This is a genomic window from Colwellia sp. BRX8-5 (genome assembly GCF_014077325.1).
GTDB lineage: Bacteria > Pseudomonadota > Gammaproteobacteria > Enterobacterales > Alteromonadaceae > Colwellia_A.
This window is the reverse complement of record NZ_JACGVR010000002.1, coordinates 1-19,425: the sequence shown is the minus strand read 5'-3', so window position 1 is coordinate 19,425 and position 19,425 is coordinate 1. Positions and strand designations below refer to the sequence as shown.

Here is a 19,425-nt window from a genome sequence, read left to right as displayed (position 1 = left end):
CTATTTTTATTAACAGGGATTGAAAAACAGCTCTAATTGTTATAATGTAACAACATATGCGTAGTAATCACTTTTTATTTACACAGTTTTTTTCACAGAGTCGGCAATCAATAATAAGTTTATTGATCATGTCTGCATTTCTGTGCGCCACGCTTAGTCATAGTTCGCATGGTGAATTGATACCTGATAATGTTGAATTACAGCAGTGTAAACTGTGTCAGCATAACATTGACACGCCAAAGAATAATATCACCTTAAAACTGGTTAACGTCAGTAATTATCAACAATCTACGCAAACATTAATTATAGTTAATCGTTACACGCCATTTTATTTGATACCACAGTTACGTGCCCCCCCTGTTCAATAGATAAAAATTAACACAGTTCAAAAATACAAATTTTAGGAAATTAGCTTAATCGCTAATCTTCTTTAGATCTATCTATTGGAAAAAAAATGAAATCAATTTATATCAATAAAATTGCACCTTTGTGTGCCTTATCATTATTAATGGTCGGCGCTGCCAGCCATGCTCAAAAATTTTCAGGCGTAGTATTTGATGCCGATGGCAACAGGATTGCGAAAGCTAAAGTTTCTTTGGTTAATACTAAATATAAAGCAGTTACTGACGAAAAAGGCCAATTTACTTTTAGTGACATTGGTGTTGGTAAAGTAGAACTTCATGTTAGTGCTAAAAACTTTAGTCATATCAACGAGTATTTCACCATTACCGATCAAGACATTACCGAGGTGACAATTTCACTGAGCGCTACGGTCATGGAAGTGGTCGATGTTTATGCAACGCCTTTGCATTCATCGAGTATTGAGTCGGCTTTGCCAGTAAATGTTATTTCTGGTGACGAGCTGCGTTTAAAGCAAGCATCTACTTTAGGTGAAACACTGAAAAATGAAGTGGGTGTACATTCAAGTTATTTTGGCCCAGTTGCAAGTAGTCCTATTATTCGTGGTATGGATGGACCAAGAGTGTTAATCACACAAAATGGTTTAGACGTAGGGGATGCATCTCGTGTAGGACCAGACCACGCGGTTGCAGCCGAAGCTGGTACTGCCCAACAGGTAGAAGTACTTCGTGGGCCGTCAACGCTTTTTTATGGTAGTGGTGCGATAGGTGGTGTGGTGAATGTCGTTGATAATCGAGTACCTACAAATATTGATAATCAGGTCGATTATTTACTTAAGCATAATGATGTTGCAGATGAAAGTGAAGCAACACTCAATGTAAACACAGGGTACAAAAGTCTAGCCGTTCATCTTGATGCGTTTTGGCGTGAATCTAATGATTATAAGATCCCAGGCTATGCGACTGCAGAAGAAGACCATGATGAACATGAAGAAGGTCATGATGAACATGAAGGCGAAGAAATTAAAGGTATTCTAGAGAACAGTGCCTCGAAGTCATCAGGTTTTACCCTGGGTTCAAGTTATTTGTTTGACGCAGGATATATTGGCTTTTCGTATGGCCGAATGGAAAGAACTTACGGTATTCCTGGGCATTCAGAACACGGTGAAGAAGAACATGAAGAAACAGGAACTGAAATCAGTGAAGAAGGCGCTGTTTTTGGTGATTTAGTACAAGACAGATATCAACTATTGAGTGAAATTAGTTTTGAAGACAGTTTTATTAATCGTGTGATGAGTAAAGCTGCTTACACAGATTACCAACATCAAGAAATTGAAGGAGGTGAAGTCGGTACTCAATTTAATAATGAGATGTTAGAAACACGCTTTGATCTTTATCATCAAGCCGTTGACGGTTGGAAAGGTGCATGGACATTGCATTATAAAGAAAATGATTTTAATGCTATCGGAGAAGAAGCATTCACGCCTCCTTCAAACACAGAATCAATTGCCATTGCTTGGCTTGAAGAGAAACACATAGATGATGTTTTATGGCAATTAGGTATACGTGCCGAACATGTAACCTTGAGTGCAAATAGTGAAGTTGAATCACACGATGAACATAGCGATGAACTAGGCAGCCATGAAGAAGAGTCGCATTTTAATAAACAGAGCTTTACGCCTATAAGTGCGTCTTTAGGTGCTGTATGGGAATATTCAACGGGTTATAATTTAGGATTTTCTGCTGCGTTTTCTCAGCGAGCACCTTCAGCGAGTGAATTGTTTTCGAATGGTGCTCATATCGGCACGAATACTTATGAAGTTGGGGCATTGTTTGAGGTACATGAAGAAGACCATGAATTACATGTAGACCTGTCTGATCAAAATGTTGAGTTAGAGACAGCTTATAATCTAGATCTTACTTGGAGAAAATTTGAAGGCGACTTTGGTTTTGTTGCCAGTGCTTTTTATAATCATATTGACGATTATTATTATCAAGCGAATACTGGGCTATTTGCAGAAAGCGGCCATGATAGTCACGATGAAGCCATTGAAGAAAATCATGAGGAGGAAACTGCCGGTTTGCCCGTTTATGTATTCCAACAAAATAATGTGGTGATGTATGGTGTAGAAGCTGAGTTTTTTTATCAGGTAGCACCTTCACTTAAAGCGACGCTATTTACTGATTATATTCGTGCAAAGCTTACTGATAATAACAATGATAATCTACCTAGGATCCCGCCAATGCGCGTTGGTGGTCAATTAAATTATATGACCGATAAGTATTCAGCAGAGCTAAGTGCAACACATTACTTTAAACAATCAGACACAGCGGCATTAGAAAGTGAAACAGACGGCTATACTATGCTAGATGCTAACTTTAATTACTTTATTAATAATGTTGGCGACGATATGGTGGCATTTTTAAAAGTGAATAATATTACAGATGAAGAAGCACGAGTACATACGTCATTTCTCAAAGGTGTTTCACCATTACCGGCACGAGGGTTTACGGTTGGTATTAGAGGAAGTTTTTAAGCAGTAGAATAATAGCTTTGTAGATGAGGCCAAGGCTTCATCTACAAAGTATGTTTAACGATTTACTTTAATCTAAGACCTGACTTTTCAATCGTGATTTTGTCTTTCTTCAATAAGTTTCCAACGGTAGCTTTAAAGGTTTTTTTACTAACACCAAGAATACGCTGAATAAGTTCTGGCGAACTTTTGTCATGTAATGGGCTAAAACCATCATTTTCTGCAATGTGCGCTAATAATTTATCGGCAAAGTCATTAACTTTCCCTTCACCTGAACGAGAAAGTGATAAATCGATACGACCATCTTCACGGATGTTTTTAATAAAACCGTCAATAATTTTACCAACACGTAATGGTTGAAAAATTTCATTGTCGTAAAGTAAGCCCCAGTGCTTATCGTTGATAATCGCTTTGAAACCCAGATCAGTTTTTCCACCAATCATTAACTTAACTTTGTCCCACTTTTGATAATCAGCAGGCCAAATATCAATATATTTGTCGAGCTTACTTGAAGCGGCAATTCGGTCTGTGGTGGTATCAAGAAAAATACGTACTAGATAATATTTCCCTTCTTCCATTGGTGTATGCTGCTGATTAAAAGGTACTAATAAATCTTTAGGTAACCCCCAATCAAGGAATGCACCCATTTTATTGAGCTGTTTTACTTTCAATGAAACGAATTCATCTACTTGGCCAAACGGCTTTTCAGTGGTCGCAATAATGCGTTCAGCTGAATCAACATAAATGAAGACAGTGAGTTTATCGTCTACTTTACAGTTTTCAGGAATAAAACGGTTCGGTAGTAATACTTCACCCAGTTCTCCAGCACTTAAATAAGCACCTTTTTCGGTGACTGCAACTACAGAAAGGGTATTATATTTACCAATGTCGGCCATTTGAATTTACCAAGAAAATTAATATGAAAATCTTAAGGGCTATAATAACGCATATCAAAAATGAATGATGTTATTTTCTTGGTTTGGTTTGAATATATTCAGCGTGGCGTAGCTGAAGTAAATCGCCAATTTTGCGAATAACATGCTCTTCAATACTTGCCAGCTCACCATCGGCATAAGCCATATTCCATAACTGCTTAACAATTGATATTCGTTGTTCGATAGAAAAATGTTTATTTATTTTCGATGTATATCGATAAAAATCAGTCGCTTGTTCACTTTGAATCAGCGCCTGGTCAATAATTTGCTTAACTTCTTCTTCATTCAAGTGAAACTGTTCAACGAGTAACACGGCCAGTTTAGCTTGTTCTTTTTGGTCAAAGTGTCCATCAGCACGCATCACTTCACACAATAATACCGCACAGGCTAGCTCTATAGTCACCTCATCAGAATTTTTTTTAGTGTTATTGTCTGTTAAATCATCGGCCAGGTTTTGAAAAAAAGAACTTATTTTTGTAAGCATGTTTATTCCTTAAATAAAGTAATCACTTTATTGTTACGCTCAGCAATAAAGAAAACAAGCAGATAATAGCTATATTTGATAACAAAGTGTGTCTGATTGCTATTTTTTGCTGGTAATATTATGATAACAAACTGATGACAGCGCTGTCTTTGGCGGCAACGTTGCACTAAAGTTTATAAGGTAAAAGAATGTTAAGTCAGTATCCCTCTGCAGTTGTAAAAGCAAGTCCAAATAAAAAACGACTATTGTCAGTTGACGCTTTACGTGGTTTCGATATGTTTTGGATTTTAGGCGCTGAAGGTTTGTTTGCAGCATTATTTATAGCGACAGGCTGGCCCATTCTTGCGGTGCTTGCACAGCAAATGGAACACAGTGCTTGGCATGGGTTTCGTATTTATGATTTAATTTTTCCCTTATTTATTTTTCTATCAGGAGTCGGTCTAGGTATCGCAGCAAAGCCCTTATCTAGCTATGAGCCAGAACAAGCAAAATCGATTTTATATAATGGCATCAGGCGCTTATTGCTTTTGATTAGTTTTGGTATTTTATATAACCATGGTTGGGGCGGCGGTATTCCCACATCATTTGATAGTATCCGTTATGTTAGCGTACTCGGGCGTATTGGTATTGCGTGGTTTGTAGCAGCATTATTAGTTTGGTACGTCAGTGAAAAAATACAGTGGTTCGTTGCAGCCGGTATTTTAATAGGATATTGGTTACTACTAAGTTTAGTCACATTAGGTGGATATGGTGGCGGTGATTTTTCAGCGAATGGAGCATTGAACGCTTGGTTTGATCAACATTTATTACCGGGGTCAACTTATCAGGGGCTCGCCATCGACCCAGAAGGGTTGTTATCAAATATAACATCGATTGTAAATGCACTAGCGGGTGTCTTCATTGGTCGTTACATGATAAAAAATATTTATACGCCCAAGACACTATTAACCGGTCTTTTGGTTATTGGGACCTCTATTTTATTACTCGGTTATTTATGGGGCGTTTTTTTCCCAATTAACAAAACATTATGGACGAGTTCATTCACTTTGGTCACTATTGGTTACAGTATCTTATTACTGACGCTATTTTATTGGCTGATTGATGTATTAGAGTTCACCCTATGGGCTAAATTTTTCGCAGTAATTGGTACGAATTCAATCATTATTTATTTAGGTTCGAGTATTGTTGATTGGCAATATACCTCGAAAAGTATTTTCGGAGGCTTAATCAACTCTGTACCTGCAGGTTGGCAAGATTTTATTCTTTATGCTGGCATGGTGCTTTTACAATGGCTAGTCCTGTATTGGCTATATCGAAGAAATATTTTTATAAAAGTATAAATATTGGTTAAAAGGACGAATATTGTCGAGGACTGTTTTTTCAAGGCAGTCTTTTTTTATATCAGTAAATAAATAGTGGCTTGTTAACTTATTGTTTTTGATTGAAAAATGATGTTTTTTTGTTTTTGTTTACTGAATTTGTTATTTCGGCGCGTATCTTGTAACAAGCATTTACAACTTAATTGATTGTATAGACTGTTAATTAGCTATCCTATAGACAATTAAAAAAATTATTAGTTCAGATCACATTTATGAGGACATAACCGTGACACGTAAAAAACAAATTATTATACCCATTGCCATTCTAATCATTGGCATTTTATTGTTTTTTGGCTTTTCAAGCATGAAATCGCCACCAGAAGAAAAAGCGGAAGTTGATAATACCCCCATCGTTGCTGTTGAAGAGGTTCATGTTGCACCGATGAATTTAACGGTTAAATCATATGGTGTCGTACAGCCTAAGTATGAAACCGAACTTGTCGCTCAAATTAGTGGTGAAGTAGTTGAACTGGCAGATGTTTTTGTACGTGGTGGTTTTGTTGCAAAAAACCAATTGCTCGCCCGTATCGACCCTAATGATTACCAAGCTGCATTAATTGATGCTGAAGCAACAATGGCCTCGGCACGTGCTTCGCTAGAAAAAGAGCGTGCCCAAGGGCAGGTAGCTGAACAAGAATGGAAACGCATTACGGATACTTCTCCTACTGAATTGAGCTTGCGTAAACCGCAACTAGCACAAGAACTTGCTAATGTTAAATCAGCACAAGCCTCTGTACTTCGCGCCAAACGTAACCTAGAACGTACCGAAATTAGAGCGCCTTATGATGCAATGATTGAAAGTCGTATGATTGGTTTAGGCTCTTTTGTCGGTACTGGCACTAAAGTGGGTAAATTATTAGGAACAGGGGTAGCTGAAGTTCGCTTACCCGTAGCCGATGATCAACTGCAGTTTTTAGCTTCACAAGGGGAAAATGCCCAGGTTAATTTACTTGGAACATTTGCGGGTGAAAATATTACATGGTCCGCAAAAATTGCTCGCAGTGAAGGTGTTGTAGACAATAAAAGCCGTATGACTTATTTAGTGGCTGAAGTTAAAGACCCTTATGGTTTGAAGTCTCAAAAAAATGTAAATAAACACAATCCTATTCGCTTTGGCTCTTATGTTAAAGCAGAAATTTTTGGTATTAGCCTTAATCGTGCCGCTTTGTTACCTCGATACCTCGTTAGTAATAACCGCGTTGCCATTTTAGATGCCGATTCTACATTGCACTATGCTGACATCATTATCGCTCGTCAAGAAGGCTCAAATGTTATTGTAACTGACGGTTTGAAGGAAGGTGACCAGCTCATTGTTTCAGCATTAGATTACCCTGTTGATGGTATGAAATTAGCTTTGCAAGGTAGTAAAAGTGAAGTCATTAATCAAGATGCACTTGAAACACAAATCGCAAGCACTAAGGATTAGATGATGGATGATACCAATAAAGGCTTAATTGCTTGGTTCGCCCGTAATAGTGTCGCGGCAAATTTGTTGATGATATTTATTCTAGTGGGTGGTTTTTTTACGATTAGCACCATCAACAAACAAATGTTTCCACAAATAAACATTAACTGGATTTCTTATACCGCACCTTATCCAGGGGCAGCCCCTCAGGAAGTAGAGGAAGGTATTACCATTAAGGTTGAAGAAGCTTTAGAGACTGTCCAAGGCTTAAAGCGTGTGATCACTTATTCTAACCGCAATTTTTCAAATGGTTGGTTTGAGGTTGATCTCGATTACGACCCACAAGTTGTTTTAGAAGAAGTTAAATCAGCAATTGATTCTATTTCAAGCTTTCCTGACGGTATGGAACGTATTAAAGTTGAACGCGAAAAGTTTCGCCAAGAAGTTATGTATATCAGCTTATACGGTGACCTAACTAATGGCGAGCTTAAAGAGTTAGGACGAAAAGTCCATAATGAAATTCAACAATTACCTTTAGTCAATATTGCAGAATTATACAGCGGCTTAGACTACGAAATTTCAATAGAAGTTAGTAAAGATAAGTTACGCGAATATGGCTTAACTTTTAGAGATGTTGCTCAAGCGGTACGTGGTTATTCTGGCAATATGTCTGCTGGACAAATTCGTGCAGAGAATGGCTACATTAATTTACGCGTTGAGAATCAAGCTTATCGAGGTTACGAATTCGAGCAAATACCTATTATTACCTTAGCCGATGGTACTAAAGTCTTGTTAGGCCAAATGGCGACTATTATTGATGGTTTTACTGAAGGCCTACAGTATTCAAAATTCAATGGTGAAAACTCGGTCAGTATCTTTATTGGCGCAGCTGATAATCAAAGTATTACCGATGTTGCCGATGTCATTAATAAGTATGTTGATGAAAAGTCGAATGTTCTTCCTGCAGGCGTTAAGTTAGAAACTTGGGTTGATATGACCTACTATCTTGAAGGCCGTTTGACCATGATGATAGACAATATGAAAAGTGGTGCAATATTAGTCTTTCTAATGTTAGCGTTATTCTTACGTGTCCGTTTGGCTTTTTGGGTAATGATGGGCTTACCCGTATGTTTTCTTGGTACTTTATTCCTGATGCCATTAGAATTTATTAATGTCACTATTAATGTCATTAGCTTGTTCGCCTTTATTTTGGTGTTAGGTATTGTTGTTGATGATGCCATCGTTATGGGGGAGAGTGCCCATGACGAAATTGAACAACATGGCCATAGTACTGAAAATGTTATTCGCGGTATTCAACGTGTTGCTATGCCAGCAACCTTTGGGGTATTAACAACGATTGCGGTCTTCTTGCCTTTTCTTTTTGGTGAAGGGCCTTCTGCCGCGTTCGGTAAAGCCATTGGCTCGGTAGTTATCTTGTGTTTAATTTTCTCTTTAATTGAGTCAAAACTCATTTTACCGGCGCATTTGGTTAAAATGAAACCTAAGGTTAATATAATAAAACTTAAGAAATTAAACGAGTATGGCTTCTTTTGGTTCATTCAATATCCTTTAGATAGGATCACTAAAGTAGTAGACAGGCTTCGAGGAGCCATTGATGACAGTTTAAAATCTTTTATTCAAAATATTTATCAGCCAGCGTTACAGAAATTTCTAGATTATCGTTATGCCGTACTAATGTTTTTTATTAGTTTAATGTTAATCAGCGCAGGTTTGTTTAGTGGTGGTTTTGTTCGCTTTGTTGGTCAACCTAAGATCCCACATGACTTTCCTCGTGTTAATGTTGAAATGAATGTAGATGCCTCAGAGAAAGCAACCTTACAAACCTTATTAAATATCCAAGGTGTAATTAATACCATAGATAAAGAGATTGAAGCTCAATACGGTCAGTCAATGATCTCTGATATGCAGGTCGATTTACGCAGCAGAACCAGTGGTCAATTGATGGTTAAATTAGTGGTACCTGAATTAAGACCGATGAATACTTTCGAACTGGCTGATTTATGGCGTGCCGCTATACCGAATTATCCTGGGGTAAAATCGTTTACCATTGGTGATAATTTATTTGGCTCTGGCCGAGACGACGGTGATATTGCCTTTAGATTAGAAAGTAAAGATGATGCACAACTACTCGCCGCATCAAGAGAGTTAAAAACTAAACTTAATTCTTTAAAAGGTATTGGCGATGTTAATGATAGTCGTCAAACAAGTGCCAAAGAAGTTCAGTTTGAATTGAAACCGCTTGCTTATAGTTTAGGATTAACTTTAGCCGAAATTGCTTCACAAGTGAGTTACAGTTTCTATGGTTTAGAAGCACAACGCATTTTACGTGACAGCGAAGAAGTGAAAGTGATGATCCGTTATCCACTTGAGCAACGAAGCTCTGTTGGACATGTTGATGATGTGATGATCAAAGCGCCAAATGGTGCGGAATTACCTTTGTCGGAATTGGCTAATATTACCTTACAAGAAGGGGTGACTAGTATTCGTCGTGAAAATGGTAATCGGACAATTAACGTCTGGGCAAGTGTTGACGCTGAACAAGTTGAGCCATTCAAAGTTGCTAACGATATCAGAGACAACTTTATTCCTGAACTATTAAGAAAATTTCCAAAAGTTCAAAGTGAAGTGTCGGGCAGTATTCAAGAAGAAATGGAAGGTGCGGACAATCAAAAACGTGACTTTATTATCTCATTGTTGATTGTTTTCTCATTACTGGCTATACCATTGAAGTCTTACTCTCAGGCAGTGATGATTATGATCGTTATTCCTTTTGGTATTATTGGTTCGGTCTTTGGCCACTTCCTTTTAGGTATGGACTTAAGTGCACTATCAGTTATGGGGATATTAGCGGCTGCGGGTGTGGTCGTTAATGACTCCTTAGTCATGGTTGATTATGTTAATAATGCCAGAAAATCAGGCGTCAAACTAAAAGATGCGGTAATACATGCCGGCACTAAACGTTTTAGAGCTATCATGTTAACGTCAATAACAACCTTTATTGGTTTAGTGCCTATCATCTTCTTTGAGGTAAGTGCCCAAGCACAAATCGTAATTCCAATGGCGATATCTTTAGCCTTTGGGGTATTATTTGCGACTATAGTTACACTGGTATTGATCCCAAGTTTATATCTTATTATTGAAGATATGAAAAAGATCTTTAAGCGTAAAAAGAAACAACCGCTTATTGCTGAAAACACAGGTGATTTATCGGTTAATTAATCGATAGTATTTTTATCAAAGCCATTACTTTTGTAATGGCTTTTTTATGCGATTCATTAAATTTATTAACCAATATCTCTCTGCTAGCCTGGTCAAGAAAAGCTATCGTTAATAATAATAGCTGGCTATAATGGTGTTAATGCTAATATTAATAAATGAAGCGAACTCATTATAATGAAATATATTTATCTTTTTTCAACACTTACTCTCATGACAATAACGGGTTGTTCGACAACTGAAAATGCTTGCGAAGATATAACCATCGCGAGTGAACAGATTCAAATGTGCCAGTCACTGCAACGCCAAATAGCAGACGCCAAAGGTAAACCTATAAAACGAACTGAGTTAGAACGTCGTTATCAAGTTGACTGCATCGACATTCGCTACTATCGTGATGACAAACAACCAGCAATTTGTGGTAATAAACAAAAAATTGGCGAAGAAATTAAGACGCTTAAAAAAGAGGCTAATCAGTAAACGATTAAGCTCTTGGTCGCTTACTTTAAGGCAAACTTTAGGGTTTGCTTTTTTGTTTACTTTTCTTAAAATTAATCATCAAATGAGTGTGTCATATGTTTAAAAAAATAGTCGGTTTAGTCTTCACTTGTAGCTTTTTATTCTCATGTCAGCAAGCCGCTGAGGAAGTGACTAGCAGAGATACAGCCAATACCGAAGCTATTTCAGCCGCAGAGGTATCAATAATGCCTAAAAAAAGTTTGTCTGCTAAAGCGGAACCTGAGCAAATATCATTTACCGCAACAATTAAATATATGAATTTAGAAGGGGGCTTTTTTGGATTAATTTCTAAAGAAGGTAAGCATTGGTTACCGCTGAATTTAGAAAAAGAATTCCAAAAAGATGGCGCTGTTATCAAAGTAACAGGCAAAGCTATCACGGGTATGATGACTATTCAGCAATGGGGAACTCCTTTTTCAATTACCGATATTGAATTAATTACTGCAGCGAATAAAGCGCCTGAAAATAAGAACCTGCAGTAGTTTTACTTACTGAGCGAAGGTTGCATCAATAATGTTAGATGACTAATGTTAGGTGACGATTTTCACCTGAAATGATGATTTGATAGATACCACGATATTCTTGTTCTGTCATTAGTGATACAAAGCTTTGGCTTAGTCATTCTGCCAATTGTATTAAGGTATGTAGCGGTGTTACTTACAGAGCGAAGGTTGCATCCATAATGTTAGATGAGTAATGTTAGGTGACGGTTTTTACCTGAAATGATGATTTGATAGATACCACGATATTCTTGTTCTGTCATTAGTGATACAAAGCTTTGGCTTAGTCATTCTGCCAATTGTATTAAGGTATGTAGCGGTGTTACTTGCAGAGCGAAGGTTGCATTAGTAATGTTAGGTGTCGATTTTCACCTGAAATGATGATTTGATAGATACCACGATATTCTTGTTCTGTCATTGGTGATACTGAGCTTTGGCTTAGTAATTCTGCCAATTGTGCCGTGGTGTTACTGTGTCCAAACACTACGGTGTTCTCTTGTTCTTTGATCAATTGCCAGGCGAGTTGCTCTAATTTATTGGGCGCATAATTTTTGATCGCAAGTTGTTGCTGTTGTGCTAGCGGTGTAGCCGTTGCCATAGTCCGTTGATAGCGCGTACTGTATATATTTTCTATTTCTGCATTCTCTAGAATACGCGCAAGTTCTTTTGCTCTATATGTACCGCATTGTGTTAATCCAGAATCTTCTTGTTCAGTTTTGTTTTCAGCATGACGAATTAAATAAAGGCTGTAGCTTTTACTTTCCTTTTGTATATAAGCGTTTTCAGTCGCATTAACGATTAAAATAGGTATGTTGATAAAAAAAATTAACAGTAAAATTAATTTATTCATAACATACCTTTTTCGACTCATGCTTATTCACTATTAAAATAAACGATTCAAACCATTCAATGCAGCAACACGAAATGCCTCAGCCATCGTTGGATAATTAAACGTGGTATTAACAAAGTATTCAATGGTATTACCGCCATTGGTTTGTTGCATAATTGCTTGACCAATATGAATGATTTCAGCCGCATTTTCACCAAAACAATGAATACCTAAAATTTCTTTAGTTTCGCTGTGAAAAAGTATCTTCAGGGAACCGACTAAACTATTTGATATTTGTGCTCTTGCTAAATGTTTGAACTGGGCACGACCAACCTCATAAGGAATTTTTGCCGCGGTCAGTTCTTGTTCTGTCTTACCAACAGAGCTTATTTCTGGAATCGTGTAGATACCTGTAGGAATATCAGCAATAAGTTTTGCTGTACTTTGGTGATCTATCATCGCTGAAGCTGCTAACCGGCCTTGATCATAAGCGGCACTGGCTAAGCTTGGGTAACCAATGACATCACCAACCGCATATATATTGTCGACACTGGTTTGATATTGATCGTTGACTTTTAGTTGCCCACGTCCATCTGCTGATAATCCTGCATTTTCAACTTTTAAGTCGGCTGTATTACCTGTTCGCCCATTAGCAAAGAGTAAACAGTCGGCGCGCATTTTTTTACCTGATTCTAAATGAACAACCACAGAGTCGTCGGATGCTTCAACTCGTGCAATCGCTTCGCCATGACGGATCACTACACCATTATTCCATAAGTGGTAGCTGAGTGAATCAGACATTTCTGCATCTAAAAAAGAAAGCAGTCTATCTCGGGTATTAATTAAATCTACCTTTACACCTAAACCTCTAAATATAGAGGCGTATTCGGAACCAATAACACCAGCACCATAAATAATGATAGAACGGGGATCATGCTTAAGTGATAAGATGGTATCTGAGTCATAGACTCGCGGATGGTTAAAATCAATATCTTTAGGTCGGTAGGGATGTGAACCAGTAGCAATAACAATTTGCTTTGCCGTAATTTGTTCAATGGCGCCCTCGTTATTCACTATTCTAAGCGTATGGGCATCAATAAAAGACGCTTCACCCGAAATCAGTTCAACGCGGTTACGATCATAAAAGCCACTGCGTAGCTGCACTTGTTTACGAATAACCGAAGAGGCATGTTTAAGAATAGCTGGGAACGTTAAGTGTTTTGCTTTTTCATGGCCTCTAAAAAGTGGACTCGCGTTATACTCAATGAGTCGGCTAACACTTTGACGTAAAGCTTTTGAAGGAATAGTTCCCCAATGCGTACAACCACCGCCAACGTCTTTATATCGTTCAACAATAGCAACACGTTTTTCTTTTTTAGATAGCTCCATAGCCGTACCTTCGCCACCTGGTCCGGTACCTATAATTATTGCATCGTAATCGTAATCGTTATTTGTTTTCTTCTTCGTTTTAGCTTTATTTTGAGTTGCCAAAATCTTGCCTTAAATTCCTACTAAGATAAAAAAATTTTAGCAGGAATTTAGACATCTGACCATGTAAAAGCTTATTAATCTAGAGGGTTTATGCCAGTTGGGTTAATAAGCGTTGAAAATGTTGTTGCTGGTCTGCCAAGTGCTGCTTAAATTCTTGGTATTGCGCTGCTAATTCAGAGCTCTCAACGTCGGCGATTAATTTATCGCGCCTACTGGCAAGTAATTTTTTACGCACATCATAGTAGTCATTAATTCTACTAATGAGTAAATCATATTCTTGCTGTAGTTTTTCTCGCATTTGCTCCGCATTTGGATGAGAGAGTAACTTCTTCTGGCTACGTTTAAATACCATAGCTAAGCGCGCTTTTTCAATTTTGTCATCCGGGTAAGTCCGTAGTTTTGAGGTAAGATTCAAAAACTCACAACCCTTAATCAACCATTTAGTTGGATCAAACTGCCACCAACGAATGCCGTTACGATAATCATTTTCAAAAATATGATGATAGTTATGATAGCCCTCACCAAAAGTTAAAAAAGCAAGAAAGCCATTATCTCGTGCAGTATTTCTTTCTGTGTAAGTTTGTTTACCCCAGATATGTGCCAAAGAATTAATGAAAAAAGTAGTGTGATGGCTTAACACTAAACGCAAGAAACCGACTAAAAGTAAACTACTAATAATATCGCCGTGCCATAAACCAAATAAAATAGGTACACCAAAGTTCATTAATATTGTCAGCAACAAATAATTTCTGTGCTGCCACATTACAATAGCGTCTTTTTGTAAATCACGGGTATTGTCGTAATTAGCATATCGATGCGCTTGATACTCACGAAGCATCCAACCGATATGTGAATACCAAAAGCCTTTTTTAGCTGAATAGGGGTCTTTGTCATTATTATCGACATGCTTATGATGAACTCTATGATCAGAAGCCCAATGTAATATACTATTTTGTAAGGCAAATGCTCCGCCTAGTGCAAAAATGAAACGCAGCGAAGCATGTGCTTGATAGGTTTTGTGCGACCATAATCGGTGATAGCCAGCAGTAATAGACATACCACAATAGATAAAGCAGCATAGTGCTACTACAAGTTCAGTGGTATCAAAACCGTGTGTTATTGCTCGATACGGGACGCCAATTGCGGCAACTAAAAAGGTAATTAAAAACACACTAAAATTTAGCCAAACGATTTTAGGTTTATTCATGTAATAAGAATTCCATCAGTAAAAAACGAACACTAAGTAAATAATTTCAGTGTACACGTGTACTCTATTTTAACTTTGATCACTTTTCAGTCAAGGTAATTTTTATTAAACTTTTTATCTTCAATCAATAATACTGGATTTAAATGTAGATGTTAGTGATCAAGTTTCTAGTAAATAGATGAAAATTCAGTATGATATAAACAGGCTAAAGTATAGGTTAATTAAGTAATGAGCGGGATTCGGGCACAGCAAAAAGAAAAAACACGTCGACAAATAATTGATGCTGCTCTTGGGCAGTTAAGTAGTGAACGTAGCTTTTCGAGTTTGAGCTTACGGGAAGTCGCTAAAGAGGCTGGCTTAGCACCAACATCATTTTATCGACATTTTTCTGATATGAACGAACTAGGTTTGACGCTGGTCGATGAAGCGGGTTTAACTTTGCGTCAATTAATGCGACAAGCTCGCCAACGAATTGAAAAAGGTGGTTCTGTCATTCAAATATCTGTCGTTACCTTTATGGAGTTTATTGAAAGTAACGGTAATATATTTCGCTTATTATTACGAGAGCGTTCTGGAACGTCAGCTGCTTTTCGAGCGGCGGTAAATCGAGAAGTGCGTTATTTCACCTTAGAATTATGTGATTATTTACAGCAAGCAAATAAATTGAATGCGGATGTGGCTTTTTTACAAGCCGATGCAGCGGTGACTATCGTATTTAGTGCTGGCTCTGATGCATTAGATGTTGATAAAGAGGATCGTCAACAAATTTCAATGCGTACCATTCAGCAGCTGCGCTTTATAGCACGGGGAGCTGCTGAATTTAGCAATAGGGGAGTAAAAAAGTAAAAACGTTACTTTTTACGTGAAAGTATCACACCTGTTTCAACATGGTGGGTATATGGAAACTGATCAAATAACGCAAATTTTTCAATATTGTGTGTCTTTATTAGTTCAACTAAGTTTTCTTTTAATGTCTCAGGATTACATGAGATATAAACAATACGTTCAAATCGGCTGACTAACTCAACGCTGTCAGGGTCAAGGCCAGCTCTTGGTGGATCAACTAATACTGTATCGTAATTATAGCTTTTAAGATCGAAACCTTCTAGACGACGAAATACTCGCTCACCGTTCATCGCTTGACTAAAATCTTCACTAGACATTCTTATTATATCAACATTGGTTAACTGGTTTGCGGTGATATTATTTTGTGCTGATTTTACTGATGTTTTCGATATTTCAGTACCTAAAACCCGATCAAAGTTTTCAGCGAGTGCGATACTAAAGTTACCATTACCACAATAGAGTTCGATTAAGTCACCACCGATATTTTGTGTGCCTTGCTTTGCCCAAAGTAGCATTTGCTCATTAACGTGCCCATTAGGCTGTGTAAAACTATTTTCTACTTGCTCGTAGATATAAGTTTTATCGCCAACAGTTAACTTCTCAGTGACATAATCTTTATCAAGGATAAATTTTTGTTTTTTAGCACGGCCAATAATATCAACAGGGGCTATTGCTGAAAGGGTTGATTTTAGTGTTGCCGCTTCAGTTAGCCATTCTTCATCTAATTGTCTGTGATACAACAAGCTTATTAAAAGCTCGCCACTGAGCGTTGATAAAAAATCGACTTGAAATAATCGATGACGAAGTGACGGTTTATCTTTAATTTCGTCAAGCAAGGCTTTCATAGCTTGATTAATGAGTTTACTGGCAACCGGAAAAGTGTCGACGCGATACTTTTCTTTCGTTTCACTATTAAACATAATATAAAATAAGTCATCATTGTCATGCCAAACTCTAAATTCTGCTCGTAATCTATAGTTTAAAGGATCTGATCGAAAAACATCAAAATTTGGTAAGTCAAAATCACTAAACAATTTAGCGATATCATCCTGTTTGTTATCAAGTTGTTTATCATAAAATTGTGGTGCAATGTGACTAAACATATATAAGCCTTAAACGTAGAAAGAATTAAAGAATATTATACCCAACTCTAGTGAGTATTAAAGAGGCGCTGAGTTTAGCGATTGTGATTACTTTGTCTAGTCATTTGTCTATAATTTTCTTACAAGAGATTGACTTCTTGCTAAAGTTTTACGAAAAAATGCCGATATATTAGCCATATTAAATTTAAGGATCTTTAGATCTTTGATTGTGTTTAATTAAAATTTAATTAGATACTGGAGAGTAACAATGAATAAAATTGATAATCAGACAAGGTTGCCGAATTATTTAGGGCAAAGTCGTAAAAGTGAACCAGCAAATAATGAAGTCGTTAAACGAGAAATGCCAGCAGAGTCAGTTAATACACTGGCATTAAACCATCGTGCTGCCATTACGATGAAAATTATATCTCAATCAATTTCTAGTCAGATTTCAGCAAATTTTCAAAAGATTACCGATGCACCACAAGCAACTAATGTAGTGATGAGTGATATCAGTAAAACAGCGTTAACTGAAAGCGAGCCATCAACTAGCCTTTTTGATTTCGAAGCAGTGGCTCGTAATGTTATGGACTTTGTTAGCGCGAGTATCTTAGCTGCCCAAGCAAATGGAGCGAGTGAGGATAAGTTAAAAGAGATGTTTGAGCAGGGGCGTGCTGGGGCGAATTTAGGTATTGATCAAGCAAAAGGCGATTTAAAAGATCTCGCCATGCTTGACGATGACTTAAACCAAGGTATAGAAAAAAGTCGTACGCTTATTAACAAGGGAATTGATGACCTCCATGAACAAATGTTTCCTTCAGCCAATAAATCAAATGAGAAGGTATCAGAGTTAACGCCAATTATCAGTTCTACAGCAATTGATAGCGAATTATACACAAGCAATTCAAAAAGTAGCGAGCTGAGTATTACCACTACTGACGGTGATGTAGTTTCAATATCATTTAGCGAATTACAAGAATATGCCAGTAAAGAAGCTTACCAGTATCAAGGGAGTAGCCAGGGGGGATCGACAAATTATAGTAGTACCAGTAGTCAGTATCATGAAATCAACTTTTCTTATAGCGTAGAGGGTGAACTTGATGATGATGAAAAAGCAGCAATCGAAGCATTAATTAAAGACGTAAATTCATTACAAAAAGATTTCTTTAATGGCGATGTTAATAAAGCTTTTGAAAAAGCAGTTGAACTTGGCTTCGATAATAAACAGATAACTAGTTTTAGTATGGACTTGCAACAAACAAAAACCAGTTATGTTAGCCAAGCGTATACAGCAGTGGCAGAGTTGGATGATAAATTAGCGCCTAGTGTCGGAAAAGACCTGAGGCCTTTAATTGACTTCTTAGATCAGTTTAACCAACTGCAAGAACAAGCAGATAAAATATTGTCTAAGAATGATGATGCTTTTGGTCAGTTACTTGATGCAGTCTTTAAAGCTGAGTTTGGTGACGATAAAGTCGCTAAAGAAAAGTTCGATAAAGTAATAGATACGGTTAAGTCTGACAACATTAAGCTTTAATAGATAAAATAAACCCACGCTAACGTGGGTTTATTTAGGATAACTTACCAAGAAGAACGGTTATTCTTCTTCAAGATTTTTTTCTGGACGTTCCTTAGCTTCACGGACTTTCAAAGTACGCTGCTGAAATTCAGTATCATTAAGCGATGAAACAGCCGCATCAGCCGCATCAGCTGACATTTCAACAAAACCAAAACCACGACGCTTTCCAGTATGTTTATCTTTCATTAAACGAACAGAATGAACTTGACCATGTTCAGAGAATAACTCTCTAATCGATGATTCATTTGCTCGGTAAGGTAGATTCCCTACATATAACGTTTTTATTTCTTCATCAGCACTTTCTGCAGTAGTTGATGAACCTATAAGTGGCGCAATAAAAGTACTTACTAAAACTAATATCGCAGTAATTTCTGGTGAGCTGCCAATAACAGTTGATAAAATGTAAGCAATAACAGCAAATACTACTGCGACTATAAATGTTAACCCTTGAGGAGACTTCATATATGAATACCTAATTATTATTTTAAATTCTAAATTAAAAAACTAAATTGCAATGTACCTGCTACCCAGCCTTGAATATTGTACAAAGTACAAAGTTGTAAAAAAGATAAGTGTAATTTATATGCAAATAACACCTTACTTATATTAAGCAAAAAATAAAAAGTTTACTACACTAAATAAGCATATTAATTAAAAGCACTATTTTAGTGCTTATATAAGCCACTTTAAATGGATTATTATATAGGTGGAATAAGAACACTGATGTTTATTGAGCGATTAGAGAGTATATTGCCCACATTGTTTTTATTTTCAGCAAACAAACATAAAGATGAAAATAGTGCTTGATCCTTTTCAAAATATGTCTAGAATGCGCTCCAGTTCCAAGGGGTAACCCAAACGAACGTTTTGATAAGTTATCTACATCACTTTAGAGTAAAGTAGTTAACTTAACATTTTATAGATAAGGTTTGAATCTTCGAAAAGAAACTTCAAATTAAATTAAATAAAACGTTGACATCAAAACTGAGAAGCGTATCATGCGCATCTCGCTTCAGGCAAGGCCTGCAGCAACGGAGCA

At 37.1% G+C, this 19,425-nt stretch carries 16 protein-coding genes; 9 read left to right on the top strand and 7 right to left on the bottom strand.

Annotated features, from left to right (window positions below):
* Nucleotides 1-128: 128 nt before the first annotated feature.
* Both H4J62_RS01630 and H4J62_RS01625 read left to right on the top strand, forming a co-directional pair.
* Nucleotides 129-368: a hypothetical protein gene (locus H4J62_RS01630; RefSeq protein WP_182175477.1), complete on the top strand. Its 240-nt coding sequence runs from the start codon at nt 129-131 to the stop codon at nt 366-368.
* An 86-nt stretch (nt 369-454) separates the two neighbouring features.
* Nucleotides 455-2,896: a TonB-dependent receptor gene (locus H4J62_RS01625; protein WP_182215526.1), complete on the top strand. Its 2,442-nt coding sequence runs from the start codon at nt 455-457 to the stop codon at nt 2,894-2,896.
* A 62-nt stretch (nt 2,897-2,958) separates the two neighbouring features.
* Here the strand turns inward: H4J62_RS01625 and H4J62_RS01620 are convergent, their stop codons facing one another.
* Entirely contained in the window at nt 2,959-3,789 is an 831-nt protein-coding gene (locus H4J62_RS01620) for a S1 RNA-binding domain-containing protein (protein WP_182215524.1), read from the bottom strand.
* Between the two features lie 70 nt (nt 3,790-3,859).
* On the bottom strand, nt 3,860-4,312 hold the full coding sequence (locus H4J62_RS01615) for a TerB family tellurite resistance protein (protein ID WP_182215523.1): 453 nt from the start codon (nt 4,310-4,312) through the stop codon (nt 3,860-3,862).
* 188 nt (nt 4,313-4,500) lie between these two features.
* Here H4J62_RS01615 and nagX point away from each other — a divergent pair, with 188 nt between their 5' ends.
* From nagX to H4J62_RS01590, 5 genes are all read left to right on the top strand, one after another.
* Nucleotides 4,501-5,652, top strand: coding sequence for a transmembrane glucosamine N-acetyltransferase NagX (nagX, locus tag H4J62_RS01610; RefSeq protein ID WP_182215521.1), 1,152 nt, complete (start codon nt 4,501-4,503; stop codon nt 5,650-5,652).
* A 265-nt stretch (nt 5,653-5,917) separates the two neighbouring features.
* Nucleotides 5,918-7,117: an efflux RND transporter periplasmic adaptor subunit gene (locus H4J62_RS01605; RefSeq protein WP_182215519.1), complete on the top strand. Its 1,200-nt coding sequence runs from the start codon at nt 5,918-5,920 to the stop codon at nt 7,115-7,117.
* A gap of 3 nt (nt 7,118-7,120) precedes the next feature.
* Nucleotides 7,121-10,336: an efflux RND transporter permease subunit gene (locus H4J62_RS01600; protein WP_182215518.1), complete on the top strand. Its 3,216-nt coding sequence runs from the start codon at nt 7,121-7,123 to the stop codon at nt 10,334-10,336.
* 174 nt (nt 10,337-10,510) lie between these two features.
* Nucleotides 10,511-10,813: a hypothetical protein gene (locus H4J62_RS01595; RefSeq protein ID WP_182215516.1), complete on the top strand. Its 303-nt coding sequence runs from the start codon at nt 10,511-10,513 to the stop codon at nt 10,811-10,813.
* A 95-nt stretch (nt 10,814-10,908) separates the two neighbouring features.
* Entirely contained in the window at nt 10,909-11,334 is a 426-nt protein-coding gene (locus H4J62_RS01590) for a hypothetical protein (protein WP_182215515.1), read from the top strand.
* A gap of 340 nt (nt 11,335-11,674) precedes the next feature.
* Here H4J62_RS01590 and H4J62_RS01585 read toward each other — a convergent pair whose 3' ends face one another.
* From H4J62_RS01585 to H4J62_RS01575, 3 genes are all read right to left on the bottom strand, one after another.
* A complete protein-coding gene (locus tag H4J62_RS01585) occupies nt 11,675-12,202 on the bottom strand; it encodes a histidine phosphatase family protein (RefSeq protein WP_182215513.1) in 528 nt (175 codons plus the stop codon).
* A gap of 33 nt (nt 12,203-12,235) precedes the next feature.
* Complete coding sequence (gene sthA, locus H4J62_RS01580; protein WP_182175485.1) at nt 12,236-13,672, bottom strand: Si-specific NAD(P)(+) transhydrogenase; 1,437 nt, start codon at nt 13,670-13,672, stop codon at nt 12,236-12,238.
* A gap of 88 nt (nt 13,673-13,760) precedes the next feature.
* A complete protein-coding gene (locus H4J62_RS01575; protein WP_182215512.1) occupies nt 13,761-14,879 on the bottom strand; it encodes a fatty acid desaturase in 1,119 nt (372 codons plus the stop codon).
* A gap of 228 nt (nt 14,880-15,107) precedes the next feature.
* On the opposite strand from H4J62_RS01575, the gene fabR reads away from it, so the two are divergent.
* Nucleotides 15,108-15,725: an HTH-type transcriptional repressor FabR gene (gene fabR / locus H4J62_RS01570; RefSeq protein WP_070375583.1), complete on the top strand. Its 618-nt coding sequence runs from the start codon at nt 15,108-15,110 to the stop codon at nt 15,723-15,725.
* Between the two features lie 5 nt (nt 15,726-15,730).
* Here the strand turns inward: fabR and trmA are convergent, their stop codons facing one another.
* Complete coding sequence (trmA, locus tag H4J62_RS01565) at nt 15,731-16,828, bottom strand: tRNA (uridine(54)-C5)-methyltransferase TrmA (RefSeq protein WP_182215510.1); 1,098 nt, start codon at nt 16,826-16,828, stop codon at nt 15,731-15,733.
* A 247-nt stretch (nt 16,829-17,075) separates the two neighbouring features.
* On the opposite strand from trmA, the gene H4J62_RS01560 reads away from it, so the two are divergent.
* A complete protein-coding gene (locus H4J62_RS01560) occupies nt 17,076-18,344 on the top strand; it encodes a DUF5610 domain-containing protein (protein ID WP_182215509.1) in 1,269 nt (422 codons plus the stop codon).
* A gap of 60 nt (nt 18,345-18,404) precedes the next feature.
* On the opposite strand, the gene H4J62_RS01555 is transcribed toward H4J62_RS01560, so the two are convergent.
* On the bottom strand, nt 18,405-18,848 hold the full coding sequence (locus H4J62_RS01555; protein WP_070375587.1) for an RNA-binding protein: 444 nt from the start codon (nt 18,846-18,848) through the stop codon (nt 18,405-18,407).
* Nucleotides 18,849-19,425: the final 577 nt, after the last annotated feature.